Source organism: Pleomorphochaeta caudata, from assembly GCF_055395745.1.
The window spans coordinates 1783069-1798173 of the sequence record NZ_AP042458.1 but is presented as its reverse complement, the minus strand read 5'-3'; the positions used below and the strand labels follow the sequence as shown (position 1 = coordinate 1798173).

Below are 15105 nucleotides of genomic sequence, written 5' to 3'. Positions count from 1 at the left end.
ATCTATCCAACTTAAGTGCGATATTTTCGGGATCGCAACGATAATATGGTCAAGCCTCACGGCTTATTAGTATCGATAAGCTGAACATGTCACCATGCTTACACTCTCGACCTATCAACCAGGTATTCTTCCTGGTTCCTTCAGTCCTCTTAAAGAGGATGGGATGTCTCATCTCGGGGAGGGTTTCCCGCTTAGATGCTTTCAGCGGTTATCCCTTCCAAACGTAGCTACTCAGCACTTACCGTTGGCACGATAACTGATACACTAGAGGTTTGTCCACTTCGGTCCTCTCGTACTAAAAGCAGAACCCCTCAAACATCCAACGCTTGTGGCAGATAGGGACCGAACTGTCTCACGACGTTCTGAACCCAGCTCGCGTACCGCTTTAATTGGCGAACAGCCAAACCCTTGGGACCTGCTCCAGCCCCAGGATGCGATGAGCCGACATCGAGGTGCCAAACCTTGCCGTCGATATGAACTCTTGGGCAAGATCAGCCTGTTATCCCCGGAGTACCTTTTATCCGTTAAGTGACGGCGCTTCCACACGCTACCGCCAGATCACTAAGACCTACTTTCGTACCTGCTCGGCTTGTATGCCTCGCAGTCAAGCCACCTTGTGCCTTTACACTTGAAAGATGATTCCCAACCATCCTAAGGTGACCATCGCGCGCCTCCGTTACACTTTAGGAGGCGACCGCCCCAGTCAAACTTCCCGCCTGACACTCTCCCCTAACCGGCTTCACGGCCAGGGTTAGAAAACTGGAAAAGGAAGGGTGGTATTTCACCAACGACTCAGCGCAAACTGACGTCCACGCTTCTACGTCTCCCACCTATCCTACACATCCTTGTCCAATTTTCAATGTCAAGTTGAAGTAAAGGTTCACGGGGTCTTTCCGTCTAACCACAAGTATCAGGCATCTTCACCTGAACTTCAATTTCACCGGATCTCACGTTGAGACAGCGCCCATATCGTTACACCATTCGTGCGGGTCGGAACTTACCCGACAAGGAATTTCGCTACCTTAGGACCGTTATAGTTACGGCCGCCGTTTACTGGGGCTTAGGTTCGCAGCTTCTTCAAAAATGAATAACCACTCCCCTTGACCTTCCAGCACCGGGCAGGTGTCAGTCCATATACTTCCCATTGCTGGTTGGCATGGACCTGTGTTTTTGGTAAACAGTCGCATGGGCCATTTCTCTGCAACTCACTCACGTGAGCCATACTTATCCCTAAGTTACGTATGCATTTTGCCGAGTTCCTTAACGTGAGTTCTTCCGTACGCCTTCGCATTCTCAGCTCGCCTACCTGTGTCGGTTTGTAGTACGGTCCCTCAGTGCCTTACCTTAGAAACTATTTCTTGGCACGACGATTACACGCGCTTCTTACTCCCGTAGAAGTAATCGCTGACAGCTCCTCTTGGATAATGGATTTTCCTACTATCCTTAACGCATCGCTGCTTTGACAGGGACAACCGTCGCCCTGCCGCGTTTCACCCTATGCTTCATTCCATCGAAACACTGAGAGGTGCGGGAATATTGACCCGCTTCCCATCGACTACGACTTTCGTCCTCGCCTTAGGGGCCGACTAACCCTTGGGTAGATTGACTTTACCCTGGAAACCTTAGGCTTTCGGCGGAGGGGGATCTCACCCCTCTTTTCGTTACTCATGCCTGCATTCTCTCTTCTGTCCCGTCCACCAAAACTTCCGTCTTGACTTCATCCGTACACAGAATGCTCCCCTACCCACAGCGTCTAGCGCTGTGCCGTAGCTTCGGTGATATACTTAGCCCCGTTGGATTGTCGGCGCATGACTACTCGACCAGTGAGCTATTACGCACTCTTTGAAGGAATGGCTGCTTCTAAGCCAACCTCCTGGCTGTCTGTGCAATCACACTTCCTTTCCCACTTAGTATATCTTTGGGACCTTAGCTGACGGTCTGGGCTGTTTCCCTTTTGACGACGGCCCTTATCAGTCGCCGTCTGACTGCTACGCATTGTACCACGGCATTCAGAGTTTGGTTAAACTTGGTACCCGGTGAAGGGCCCGCATCTATCCAGTGCTTTACCTCCGTGGCAGTCCACGTAACGCTAGCCCTAAAGCTATTTCGGGGAGTACCAGCTATCTCCAAGTTTGTTTAGCCTTTCACTCCGAACCACAGCTCATCGCAACCCTTTTCAGCGGATTTACGTTCGGCCCTCCACTGGATTTTACTCCAGCTTCAGCCTGGCCATGGTTAGATCACTTGGCTTCGGGTCTACCACATGCAACTTATCGCCCTATTCAGACTCGGTTTCCCTACGGCTCCAGGACTCCTATCCCTTAACCTTGCTACACACGGTAACTCGCAGGCTCATTCTACAAAAGGCACGCCATCACCCATTACTGGGCTTTGACCGCTTGTAAGTCCACGGTTTCAGGTTCTCTTTCACTCCCCTCCCGGGGTGCTTTTCACCTTTCCCTCACGGTACTATGCGCTATCGGTAGCCGCCGAGTATTTAGCCTTGGAGGGTGGTCCCCCCAGATTCCGACAGGATTTCTCGTGTCCCGCCGTACTCAGGTAGTGCATCCAATTAGAGTATTCGTTTTCAACTACAGGGCTTTCACCTTCTTTGACAGATCGTCCCAGAATCTTTCGTCTAACTCATACTTTTCTTACTAACCGGGTATTCCCAGATGCACCCCTACAACCCCAAACACTTAAAAGCGCTTGGTTTGGGCTCTTCCCCTTTCGCTCGCCGCTACTAAGGGAATCTCATTTTTGATTTCTACTCCTGCTGGTACTTAGATGGTTCAGTTCCCAGCGTATACCTCTATTATACTATTTTATTCATATAACAGTGACAATCATCCAGACTGTCGGGTTACCCCATTCGGAGACCTGCGGATCATTGGGTGTTGGCCCCTACTCGCAGCTTTTCGCAGCTAACCACGTCCTTCTTCGTCTGGCGGCTCCTAGGCATCCTCCGTGGACCCTTTTTCGCTTGACCATATTATCTTTACAATCCCTAACGCTATGTTTGTCAAATATCTTTTTCTATTGGAGGCAAGGGGACTCGAACCCCTGACCCTCGGCTTGCAAAGCCGATGCTCTAGCCAACTGAGCTATGCCCCCGTTGTCTTTTTTATAATTATGAGCGGGAAGAGAAGTCTAAAAGCTTTTTTATACCTATAGAGGGTCTTTGCTTTTTTTTGATAGGTCTTTCACCTATCGGATAACATCCTATCAGTATTTCGTATCTGGCTGTGAGATTCCTAGATACTTGCCTTTCTTATTAGAAAGGAGGTGATCCAGCCACACCTTCCGGTACGGCTACCTTGTTACGACTTCACCCTCCTCGCCAAGCATACCTTCGGAACCGTCCCCCATTACTGGTTAGACTAGCGACTTCGGGTACCCCCAACTCGGATGGTGTGACGGGCGGTGTGTACAAGGCCCGGGAACGTATTCACCGCATCATGCTGATATGCGATTACTAGCGATTCCAACTTCATGGAGTCGAGTTGCAGACTCCAATCCGTACTGAGACCGGCTTTTTGCGATTCGCTTAGCCTCGCGACTTAGCTGCGCTTTGTACCGGCCATTGTAGCACGTGTGTAGCCCAGGACATAAGGGCCATGATGACTTGACGTCGTCCCCACCTTCCTCCGGTTTGTCACCGGCAGTCCCACCTGAGTCCCCACCATAACGTGATGGTAACAGGCAGTAGGGGTTGCGCTCGTTGCGGGACTTAACCCAACACTTCACAGCACGAGCTGACGACAGCCATGCAGCACCTGTATATCGACCCCGAAGGGAAAAACTATCTCTAGTTTCGTCCAATATATGTCAAGCCCTGGTAAGGTTTCTCGCGTATCATCGAATTAAACCACATGCTCCACCGCTTGTGCGGGCCCCCGTCAATTCCTTTGAGTTTCACCCTTGCGAGCATACTCCCCAGGCGGTACACTTAATGCGTTAGCTTCGGTAGCGAATATTATTACCCACCACCTAGTGTACATCGTTTACTGTGCGGACTACCAGGGTATCTAAACCTGTTTGCTCCCCGCACCTTCGCGTCTCAGCGTCAGTACATGGCCAGACATTCGCCTTCGCCACCGGTGTTCTTCCAGATATCTACAGATTTCACCCCTACACCTGGAATTCCAATGTCCCCTCCTGTACTCTAGTATTACAGTTTCCAGCGCGTTCCCTCGGTTAAGCCGAGATCTTTCACGCCAGACTTGCAACACCGCCTGCACGCCCTTTACGCCCAATAATTCCGAACAACGCTTGCCCCCTACGTGTTACCGCGGCTGCTGGCACGTAGTTAGCCGGGGCTTATTCCGAGATTCACGTCATCTGCCTACCATTCCCTGCAAACATTATTCCTCCTCTCGAAAAGAACTTTACAACCTCACGGCCTTCATCGTTCACGCGGCGTCGCTCCGTCAGACTTTCGTCCATTGCGGAAGATTCTTAGCTGCTGCCCCCCGTAGGAGTCTGGACCGTGTCTCAGTTCCAATGTGGCCGATCACCCTCTCAGGCCGGCTACCCATCATTGCCATGGTAGGCCTTTACCCTACCATCTAGCTAATGGGACGCAGACTCATCCTCTTGCGACGCCGTAGCGCCTTTCCCTCTCTAATCTTATGATTAAAAAGTATTATTCGGCATTACCCTATGTTTCCACAGGCTATTCCCAACAAGGGGGTAGATTATCCACGTGTTACTCACCCGTCCGCCGCTCTAGGCTAACCGAAGTTAGCTTACCGCTCGACTTGCATGCTTAAAACGCGCCGCCAGCGTTCGTTCTGAGCCAGGATCAAACTCTCCGTTATATAAAATGTGATCATAAAGATCACAATATTAATTAACAAAATTATTTAATTCCTGTCACTCGCTTTATAACGAACATTAGCTTATTTCATCTTAGTTCTTATTTATTGAATTGACAGAAAGCCCTCTATTCACAATTAAAATTGCGGTATTTTTGCTTTCTTCTTTCTCTTCCCTTACGCTCGTAATTTCAAATAACAATTATGGTTAACTAAGTTAATCATAAAAAAATGTCCGTAATAGATACCAAGCTTTGAAAACCCATCAAAAGTATCAGTAACTTTCAATTCTTAGCTCTTATCGCTGAACACAATCGAGAATATAGCACGAGAATAATTTTTTGTAAACACTTTTTTTTAAAAAAAATTCTTTTTTATTACACAAATATTTTAATTCGTTTTATTGCAACTAATTAAAATATAATTTTTTTTTACATAAAAAATGCTATATAGCATTTTATAAAAATCACTATATAGCATATAAGGTAATCAAATAATTTTATTTACAGTCTCCACACCATTTCTCTGCCAAAAATTCCAAATCACTTTGCAATCTTTCAATTGCATTAGTTAATCTAATAGCATCTTTTTCACTGATATCATCTTTTTTACTTGCTAATATCATTCTAGCAACTACAGCTTCAAGAGATTCTCTTTCTTTAATAAGTTCTGAAGTAGCCATTCTAAGTTTAGCACTAATTGTACTTGGTAATGGTGATTCACTTTGCATTGGTAATGCTGTAGTGTCGAGCAAGGAGAAACTTTGTAATGCATCAGGAGCAAAAGCTTTAATATGTAATTTATTAGTAACTACAGAAGCAAAATAATCAGCAACATCCGCTTCTCCATGGTTAATGAATATCTGTTTTGGTTTAGTCTTAAAGGATTCAATCCATTTTAATAAACCTTGTTGATCTGCATGTCCTGATATTCCATGTAATGAAACAATTGAACATAATACATCAATTTGTTCACCAAATATAGTAACATGTCTTGCTCCATCTAATATGGATCTTCCAAGAGTACCACCGGCTTGATAACCACTAAATATTACAGTAGATTCTGGTCTCCATAGATTATGTTTCAAATGATGTTTTATTCTACCTGCTTCACACATTCCACTACTAGAAATTATTACACATGATTCTTTTCTAGCATTTAAAGCTTTTGATTCCTCAACATCAACAATTGTAGTTAAAGATGGGAATATAATTGGGTTAATACCTTGTTTAACCAATTTCATTGCTTCTTCATCGTAATAACCTTGAATAGAGGATGCAAAAATTTCCGTAGCCTTTACTGATAATGGAGAATCAACAAAAACTGGTATATTAGGATACTCAGGTAATAATTTATTCTCGATTATATATCTAAATAAATACAGAATCTCTTGTGTTCTACCAACAGAAAAAGCAGGTATTACTACATTCCCACCTTTATCAAATGTAGATTGGACTGTTTTTGCTAATTCACGAGCTCTAACAACAGTTGGTATATTATAACCTACTGCGCCTTCAGGTTTTTCATGAATTCTATCCCCATAGGTAGATTCCATAACAACTATATCTGCATCTTCAATATATTGTGGGTCTTCAATTATTGGTTGATCAAAGTTACCAATATCACCACTAAATACTAATTTACGTTTTTTTCCATCTTCTTCTAACCAAACTTCAATTGATGCGGATCCCAATAAATGCCCTGCATCAACAAAACGAATACTTATATTATCATTTAATTTAATTTTTTCATTATAGCTACAATCATGGAAATAATTTAAACTTTCTTGAGCATCTCTAACTGTATATAAAGGTTCCACCTTATTTTTACCTGCTCGAACATTTTTTCTACTTTTCCATTCAGCTTCCATTTCTTGGATATGTCCACTATCACTTAACATTATATCGCATAATCTAGCAGTAGCAGATGTCGCCCAAATTTCCCCTTTGAACCCTTCTTTTACTAATTGAGGTATTCTTCCACTATGATCAATATGAGCATGAGTCAATAACACGTAATCAATGGTAGCAGGATCAAAGAAAAAATCTTCACCCATATCTTTAGCATCACGACCTTGAGGAAGGCCACAATCAACTAAAACATTAATATCGTTACACTTAATAAAAGTACAGCTTCCTGTAACATGTTTAGCAGCACCAAAAAAAGTAATATCCATATATACTCCTATATGTTTGTATACATATAGGATACACCCATTTAATTCATAAGTAAAATATTATATAATGCATGTTAATTATGTAACAAATTACGAGCTTTTTTCCCTCTAGCTGTAAATAGTGAAACGATAACAGTCGACAATAATATTAAACAAACACCAAAAATATAATATTTTGAACACGATTCATTTAAATATAATATACCTACAAAAACAGCTGTTAAAGGTTCAAAGGCACCAATTGTCCCTGCAATAGGTCCTCCAATAATTCTTGTTCCAAAAGAAAAAAGAGAGGCACCAAAAGCTGACGCTAATATATACCCTAAGATCCCAAGAGAAGAAATAAAATTGATATTTACATTCTTTATTGATATAAAATCATCTTTGATAAATATTGATGCAATAAGTAATAATATTACAGAAAATAAATTTAAAAATAACACAAAAACATCATTGTCAATTTTCTTAACATCTTTATCATTTAACATAAATAAATATATGCTAAAAACTATTGCAGACAACAACGCTGAAATTATACCCATTAAGTTAAATTCCATTTCAGAAGGATTAGTAACTAATATTACACCACAAATAGACAATATAATAGAAATCACTAATGGGAAATTAAAGGTATCACGTTTTGCTTGAATACTCATTAAAGTAATAATTATTGGATAACTAAAATGTAATACTGTAGTTAAACCTGAAGGTATTTTTGTATATGAATATACTAAAAATACAGAGGTTAACAAAAAGAATGCTGCACATATAAATATTTTAAAATATGCTTTAAAATTATTTTTCAAGATAATGGGATTCTTTTTGAATAAATTTATAAAAAGAAATACTAAAAAACTTCCAATAAAACGGACAAAAAGAGTCCACAACAAATTTATATTACTAGTTTGTAAATAATTAACAAACAAAGGATTTAGCCCAAATAAAATTGCAGCAAAGCTAGTAATAAAAATTCCTCTAATATATGTATTCATTATCTTTTCCTTAAAGAATGTCTAATAAATAAATATAATAGAGTCAATATAATTATACAAAATAATAAGGATTAAATATTATTTTATTCAAGATAGCTTATTTTATCTTCAAATCCTTTTTCGATAAAATACTTTTCGACTTCGCTATCTTTATAAAGATTAACTTTTTGAATTTCTTCACAACTATCAAAAACTAAAGAACCGAATTTAATCTTTCTAGATTTAATAGTTATTTCATTTAAACTCGTACAATACTGAAAAGCGCTGTTACCTATTTCTTGAAGTTTTTCATTAATTTCAACACTTGCTAAAGATACACAACCAATAAATGCACAACTTTCAATTTTTTCTAAATTTTCACTAAATTTTAATTGAGCTAAACTCCTGCAACTAGAAAAAGCAAAACTATTAATACTAGTTAATGAAGCTGGTAATTCAATATTTTCTAAATCATGGCAACCATGAAATACTAATTCATCAATTTCTGTTAAAGTATTTGGTAATTTAATATCTACCAAATGCTTACAATCTTCAAAAGCTCCAACACCAATTTTCTTAATATTATCTGGAACTTCAACTGCCTTTAAAGAAGAACATTCTTTAAAAGATCTATTACCCAATTTTTCAAGTTTTTTATTAAAATCTATTTGAGTAAGTTTTGAACAATCTTCAAAGGCTAAATCACCTATTTCTACAAGATTTTCAGGAAAGCTAATTTGCTTTAATGAAACACAAGTAGCAAAAGCAGAATCTCCTATAGTTTTAATAGTTTCAGGCAATTCAATTTCAGCTAAAGAACTACATTCACTTAATAAATATGGAGGAATTTTCTTCATACCTTCTGGCAATTTTATATCTTTCAATGCTTTACAACCAGAAAATACTGCATTGCCTAATTTTTCAACAGAACCCTCAAATTCAACACGTTTTAACTTAACACATTTTTCAAAAGCACTTTTCCCAATAATACTTACATCTTTTGGAATTATTATATTTTTTAATTTTTTACACTTTTTAAAAGCTTTCTTACCAATTTGTTTAGTATTTTTTGAAAAAGAAATCTTTTTTAAACTTTTATTCTTTTTAAATGCTGAATTATCAATCCCTGTTATTTCTTCCGGCACCTCAAATACTTCAATATTTTTTTTGTTTGGAAACTTTACTATATTTTCCATTTCCTGATCATATAAGACACCCTTCACTTTTACAAAGCAAACGCCATCTTTAATTACATATTTCACTAAATCACTCCTATATTTTAGGCAAAACTATGCAGTCATTTCTTATTCAGAAAATAACTGCAATACTTCTTTTTTAGTTTTACATTGCTCAAGCATTCTTCTAAAAACCCCTGAAGAACAACTTCGAGCTATAGCTGCTAATACTTCAACATGAGTCGAAGCAACCCCATTAGAAGCTACAACTAAAAAGAATAACTTTGATTTCAGATTATCTGGAGAATCAAAATCTATAGCCTTATCAGAAACTCCTACTACTACACAAATGTTATCAATTATATCACTTTGTGCGTGAGGAATACAAATACCTTTACCAATACCTGTAGAACCTAGAGCTTCTCTATTCACTACAGCATCTAAAACTGTGTCTCTTTCTGATGCATTTAAGGACTTCCCTTCTGCTAATACATCAACTAATTCTTTTAGTACTTCGTCTTTAGTTGTACTTACTAAAGGTACTTTTATTAAATTTTCATCTAAAACATCTATTAAATTCATAACTTATCCTTGATTACTTTTTCGATTCTCATCCCGTATATCTTAGATATATAATATTATTTTTTTATCAACAATTCAAATATTATTTTAATTTTTTAATATTTTACAAATCAATAAATAACATTATTCAAATTCGGACCAAATATCCTCGTCATCTCTAATAACTAAAACTGGGCAAGATGCTGTTCTTAAAATTCTATCAGTTTCACTATTTAACTCATCTCTTCTTGAACGGATTCCACTTATTCCGCCCACTAAAAGCAAATCAATTTCATTATGTTTAATATAATCTCGAACAACTTTATGAGCAGAGCCTTCTTCTACTATGCATTCAACTTCAACTTCTTTCATCTTTGCTAATTTAGTAGCATGCTTTAAATATCTACTAGCATCTTTTTGTAGATCTTCTTGATATTCTGCTCTTTCCATATCCAAAAAAATACCTGCTTTAACAAGATCAGAAAGAGCTCTTGTATTAACTACATACATAATATCTAATTTTGCTTTGTTCTGTTTAGCTAATAATATTGAATACATCATTGCAGACATAGATTCCTCTGTGCCATCAATATAAGCTAAAATATGTTTAAAGGGTACTGCCATAGTTGCCTCCTATTTAACAAAACTATAAACTGTTTTATTATTTCTTTTTTTTCAACTCTTTTTGTTTTTCCAATCTATCTTTAACTGACTTTAATAATATAAAGCTTTCTCTTTCAATTTCTTCGATACGACCTTTCATATATTTTATTGTATCACGTGTTTCTGGAATTGAAATCTTTTCAAGGGCATTAACTTTTCTAATAGTTTTTTTAACTTCTCTACTAAGTCTCATTATTGAAACTTTTAATTCAGCTAACTTACCCATTAATTCTAAAGCTTGACTGAACTGTTGAATACCTAATTCTGCAATAATATTAGAACTTTCTTGTGAAAAGTAAGGTCCTTTATCATTAAAACTTGTCTCAACAACAGGAACGGCCACACCCATTACCTTCCTTTGAGATACTTTTATATTATAATCTATATTAGTTGAACCACACAAATTACCAACCTTTAAACGCCCCATCTCGATAATTGCTTTGCTCAAAGTTTCTCTTGCTACTGCCAAAGCAGCATCAACTCTGCTTTGGTAATCTATAGCTTGGTCAACTAAAGCTAGCAGTTCAGATATTAAGATTTGTCTCTTTTGATCTAAAAGCTCATAGCCTAAAGTTGCAAATTTTAAATTGTCTTCTAATTTCATTAAATTAGATCTTGTAGGAGCTAAATTTGTGTTCATTCGTCTTCATTCTCCTGCCAGTATTCGTAAATCTCTTCTTCACTAAGTCTTTGAAGCTCTTCAGCAGGTAAATATCCTAAAGCTTTCCAAGCTATATTTAGAGTATCTTCAATACTTCTATCTTCATCAAAACCTTGAGCAACAAAATGATTTTCAAAGAATTGACCAAACTTTAAATATTGTTTATCAATTGTTGTTAATTCTTCTTCACCAATAACTGATGCTAAGTTTCTAACATCTTGAACATGTGAATAAGATGCGAATAATTGGTTAGATAAATGGGGATGATCTTCTCTAGTCATACCTTTACCAATACCGTCTTTCATCAATCTTGATAATGATGGTAATGGGTTAATTGGTGGATATAAATCTCTAGCATGAAGAGTTCTATCAAATACAATTTGACCTTCTGTAATATATCCAGTTAAGTCAGGAATAGGATGAGAAATATCATCATTAGGCATAGATAAAATAGGTAATTGAGTAATAGAACCCTTACTACCTCTTATCTTACCTGATCTTTCATATAACTCAGCTAAGTTAGAATACAAGTATCCAGGATATCCTTTTCTAGATGGAATTTCACCTCTAAGAGTAGAAATTTCTCTCAAAGATTCACAATAGTTTGTCATATCAGTCATAATAACTAATACTTGCTTATCTAAATCAAAGGCTAAATATTCAGCTAAAGTTAATGCAGTTCTTGGAGTAATTGTTCTTTCAATAGAAGGGTCATCTGCTAAAGATAAAAATAATGCTACATTATCAATAACACCACTTTCTTCAAAAGAATCAATAAAGAATCTAGCTACATCGTATTTAACACCCATAGCAGCAAAAACAATAGCGAAATCACTATCGCCACCTCTTACTTTTGCTTGTTTAGCAATTTGAGCTGCTAATTGGTTATGAGCCATACCGTTTCCACTAAAAATAGGAAGTTTCTGACCTTGAATTAAAGTAGTCATCCCATCAATTACTGAAATACCAGTTTGAATAAAATCTTGTGGATAAACTCTAGCTGTTGGGTTAATTGGAGCACCATTAACATCCCTATCAAATTCACCTTGAGCAATTGGAGAGCCATCTCGGCTTTTACCTAAGCCATTCATAACTCTTCCAAGCATACCTTCGCTAACTGATAAAGTTAAAGGTTCCCCTAAGAAATGCATACCAGTACCAGGTAGTGTTAAATCAGTTGTACCTTCAAAAACTTGAACACAAACAACTTCATCACTGGTATCTAATACTTGACCATTTCTAATACTTCCATCTGGAGCTACAACCTCAACCAATTCACCATAGCCAATTGGATGGGTATTTTTCATATATACTAACGGGCCATCTATTCTGCTAACCCCTCTATATTCACGACCGGCAAGCAATCTTTTATCTAATGTTTCTTCATTAGTCTTCATAAATGCCTCCAAGTTTTTCAATACTTCTTTCTAATCTTAATTCTAATTTATCTATTTCAGATAAATCATCGTTGCTAATAGAAAATTTAATCTTAGAAATTTCTTGAACTGTTTTTAATCTTTTCAATTTAACTAAAGGGACACCTTTATTAATTGCTTCAAGACCTTTATGCCAATAAGTTAAAATACAAGAAAGCATTTTAATTTGTTTTTCTACAACGCAATATCTATCGATTTTATCAAAAGCATTTTGCTGTAAGAATGCATTTTTAAATATATTACATACTTCTAGAATGAAATTTTGAGAATCAGGAAGAGCATCAGCACCAACTAATTTTACAATTTGTTGTAATCTCTCTTCTTTTTGCAATAATTCCATAATCTCTTTTCTATTTTTCTGCCAAGTATCATCACTTAGATTATTCCACCAAGCTTTAACATCTTCTAAGTATTCACTATAACTTTCAGTCCAACTGATAGCTGGATAGTGTCTTGCAGAAGCTAAGGATCTATCTAAGCCCCAGAAACATCTAACGAATCTTTTTGTATGCATAGTAACGGGTTCTGAAAAGTCCCCACCTGGAGGAGATACAGCACCAATTACTGAAACTGAACCTTCATTACCGCTTAATGTTTCCATTAATCCAGCTCTTTCATAGAATTGAGCAATTCTTGTAGCTAAATATGCAGGGAAACCTTCTTCAGCAGGCATTTCTTCCATTCTTCCTGAAAGTTCTCTTAAAGCCTCAGCCCATCTTGAAGTACTATCTGCCATAATAGCAACAGCATAGCCCATATCCCTATAATACTCAGCAATAGTAATACCTGTATAAATTGAAGCTTCTCTAGCAGATACTGGCATATTTGAAGTATTAGCAATAAGGATTGTTCTTTCCATTAAACTTTTATTGGTTTTAGGGTCAATTAATTGTGGGAATTCTCTTAAAACGTCAGTCATTTCATTACCACGTTCTCCACAACCAATATAAACAATAATATCAGCATCACACCATTGAGCAATTGAGTGTTGTGTCATTGTTTTACCAGTTCCAAATCCACCAGGAATAGCTACAGTACCTCCTTTAGCAATTGGGAATAAAGTATCTATAACTCTTAATCCTGTTACTAGAGGTGCTTTAAAAGGCTTTCTGTTTTTTACAGGTCTTGGATTTCTAATTGGCCATTTTTGCAACATACAAATTTGCTTTTCAATACCACTTTCTTGAGTGGCAACTACAAGAGTATCTTCAATAGTATAATCGCCTTCAGCAACAACACTAGAAGCTACTCCCTTTTCAACTGTAGGTTCAACTAATATTTTATGTACAATAGTTTCACTTTCTTGGACTTCACCAATAATCATTCCAGCAGAAATTTCATCACCCTCTTTTATAAGAGGTTTAAAATGCCAAAGTTTTTTATGATCAATACCATCATAAGTTAACCCTCTAGCAATGAATGTTCCACTAGCTTCTTCTAATTTTTCTAAAGGTCTTTGTATACCATCATAAATTGAACCTATTATCCCTGGTCCTAATTCAACACATAATGGCATATTTGAACCATAAACATTATCTCCAGGTTTAATTCCTGTAGCATCTTCATATACTTGTATTACAGCTTCATTGTCAAATAATTTAACAACTTCACCAACTAATTGTTGTTCACCAATTCGAACAAGTTCAAGCATTTTTGCATCAGTTATATCATTAACCGTGATAACTGGTCCATTTACACGTTTAACATGTCCAATAATTCTTATGGGCATAAGCCCTCCTGAACTGCTTTTTTGATCTCTCGATCAAATCGTCTCATTCTTATATCAACTTGATTATTAAAAGATACTTTACCATCTAAAGAGGTCGCAACAATCCCAGCATCAACTAAACGTCTTGTATCTAATTGCAATTTTAAATCAAGGTTATAATCTTTTTTTGCAACCTTAACAACATTTTTTAACATTGTATCTGATACAGGATATTTTGGAGAAAAAGAAATTTTAGCTTCATCTAAACCTAAGCCAAGAACAGCCTCTAAAATCCATTTTTCTAAAAGAGTCTTACCTTCATCACTTTCTAAGGTCTTATAAATCTTTTTCTTAATTGATGAAAATAAATATGTGTACTTTTTTTCTAAAATAGATAATTGAACTTTTCTTTGAGTAGCTTTTTTTGAAGATTTAACTTTTAAATTTTCAATTAAAATTCTATTTTCAAATTCTTTATCTTCTTTTTCTAATTCTTTTTTAATTCTATGTTCAGATTGAAGGAATATATTTTCAACTCGTTGTTCTGCATCAGATAAAATCTTATCCGATTGCTCTTGTGCCTCAGAACTAATTCCCTTTAGCAATTTATTGTCAGTATCCAAAATAACTCTCCATTTTATAGGCTTACCCCAATTGCCTCATTTACTAAAGTCCTTAAGTCTTTTTCTTTTTGACCATCTGGACCAGGGATAACTACAACTAATGGAAACATTTCTGAAAACAAATACTTATCCACAGTTGTTTTAATTAAATTTGCAACTGGTTCAGTAATTATTATAATTCCATTTTCTTTATCACTAATTGCTTTATCCCAAGCATTTTGAGCTTGAATAGCGTTTGTAGCTTGTAAGCCATAAACCCCTACTAATGAAAATCCTAAAACAGTATCTTCATCGCCTATAACAAAATATCGCAT

General features: G+C 36.9%; 10 protein-coding genes, 1 tRNA gene and 2 rRNA genes. All 13 read right to left on the bottom strand.

Annotation, left to right across the window (positions count from 1 at the left end):
* Positions 1–45 precede the first annotated feature (45 nt).
* The 13 genes from ACZ5RS_RS08380 to ACZ5RS_RS08320 all read right to left on the bottom strand — a co-directional run bounded on the left by ACZ5RS_RS08380 (position 46) and on the right by ACZ5RS_RS08320 (position 15105).
* A 23S ribosomal RNA gene (locus ACZ5RS_RS08380) occupies positions 46–2989 on the bottom strand.
* Positions 2990–3040: 51 nt separating this feature from the next.
* Positions 3041–3114, bottom strand: a tRNA-Ala gene (locus ACZ5RS_RS08375).
* A gap of 164 nt (positions 3115–3278) precedes the next feature.
* Positions 3279–4820, bottom strand: a 16S ribosomal RNA gene (locus tag ACZ5RS_RS08370).
* Together the 16S and 23S rRNA genes with 1 tRNA gene alongside form the textbook arrangement of a ribosomal RNA operon.
* A gap of 496 nt (positions 4821–5316) precedes the next feature.
* Complete coding sequence (locus ACZ5RS_RS08365) at positions 5317–6993, bottom strand: MBL fold metallo-hydrolase RNA specificity domain-containing protein (protein WP_464634380.1); 1677 nt, start codon at positions 6991–6993, stop codon at positions 5317–5319.
* Positions 6994–7067: 74 nt separating this feature from the next.
* The gene (locus tag ACZ5RS_RS08360) at positions 7068–7985 is read right to left on the bottom strand and encodes a DMT family transporter (protein ID WP_464634378.1); all 918 of its coding nucleotides are present in this window, start codon (positions 7983–7985) and stop codon (positions 7068–7070) included.
* Between the two features lie 83 nt (positions 7986–8068).
* Entirely contained in the window at positions 8069–9226 is a 1158-nt protein-coding gene (locus tag ACZ5RS_RS08355; protein ID WP_464634376.1) for a leucine-rich repeat domain-containing protein, read from the bottom strand.
* Between the two features lie 42 nt (positions 9227–9268).
* Positions 9269–9721 carry a PTS sugar transporter subunit IIA gene (locus tag ACZ5RS_RS08350; protein WP_464634374.1) on the bottom strand — a complete coding sequence of 151 codons (453 nt, stop codon included), beginning with the start codon at positions 9719–9721 and terminating at the stop codon, positions 9269–9271.
* A gap of 123 nt (positions 9722–9844) precedes the next feature.
* Positions 9845–10324, bottom strand: a complete 480-nt coding sequence (locus ACZ5RS_RS08345) for a universal stress protein (RefSeq protein WP_464634372.1) — start codon at positions 10322–10324, stop codon at positions 9845–9847.
* 37 nt (positions 10325–10361) lie between these two features.
* Positions 10362–11003: a V-type ATP synthase subunit D gene (locus tag ACZ5RS_RS08340; RefSeq protein ID WP_464634370.1), complete on the bottom strand. Its 642-nt coding sequence runs from the start codon at positions 11001–11003 to the stop codon at positions 10362–10364.
* On the bottom strand, positions 11000–12421 hold the full coding sequence (locus ACZ5RS_RS08335; RefSeq protein WP_464634368.1) for a V-type ATP synthase subunit B: 1422 nt from the start codon (positions 12419–12421) through the stop codon (positions 11000–11002). The genes ACZ5RS_RS08340 and ACZ5RS_RS08335 overlap by 4 nt, the downstream gene beginning before the upstream one ends.
* On the bottom strand, positions 12411–14189 hold the full coding sequence (locus tag ACZ5RS_RS08330; protein WP_464634366.1) for a V-type ATP synthase subunit A: 1779 nt from the start codon (positions 14187–14189) through the stop codon (positions 12411–12413). The genes ACZ5RS_RS08335 and ACZ5RS_RS08330 overlap by 11 nt, the downstream gene beginning before the upstream one ends.
* Positions 14180–14791, bottom strand: coding sequence for a V-type ATP synthase subunit E family protein (locus ACZ5RS_RS08325; RefSeq protein ID WP_464634364.1), 612 nt, complete (start codon positions 14789–14791; stop codon positions 14180–14182). Before ACZ5RS_RS08325 ends, ACZ5RS_RS08330 begins: the two co-directional genes overlap by 10 nt.
* Positions 14792–14805: 14 nt before the next feature.
* Positions 14806–15105, bottom strand: coding sequence for a V-type ATP synthase subunit F (locus ACZ5RS_RS08320; protein ID WP_464634362.1), 300 nt, complete (start codon positions 15103–15105; stop codon positions 14806–14808).

Coding starts and splice junctions, on each gene's coding strand:
- ACZ5RS_RS08330 (WP_464634366.1), bottom strand. CDS start 14,189: ATGCCCATAAGAATTATTGGACATGTTAAACGTGTAAATGGACCAGTT.
- ACZ5RS_RS08360 (WP_464634378.1), bottom strand. CDS start 7,985: ATGAATACATATATTAGAGGAATTTTTATTACTAGCTTTGCTGCAATT.
- ACZ5RS_RS08320 (WP_464634362.1), bottom strand. CDS start 15,105: ATGCGATATTTTGTTATAGGCGATGAAGATACTGTTTTAGGATTTTCA.
- ACZ5RS_RS08335 (WP_464634368.1), bottom strand. CDS start 12,421: ATGAAGACTAATGAAGAAACATTAGATAAAAGATTGCTTGCCGGTCGT.
- ACZ5RS_RS08350 (WP_464634374.1), bottom strand. CDS start 9,721: ATGAATTTAATAGATGTTTTAGATGAAAATTTAATAAAAGTACCTTTA.
- ACZ5RS_RS08345 (WP_464634372.1), bottom strand. CDS start 10,324: ATGGCAGTACCCTTTAAACATATTTTAGCTTATATTGATGGCACAGAG.
- ACZ5RS_RS08340 (WP_464634370.1), bottom strand. CDS start 11,003: ATGAACACAAATTTAGCTCCTACAAGATCTAATTTAATGAAATTAGAA.
- ACZ5RS_RS08365 (WP_464634380.1), bottom strand. CDS start 6,993: ATGGATATTACTTTTTTTGGTGCTGCTAAACATGTTACAGGAAGCTGT.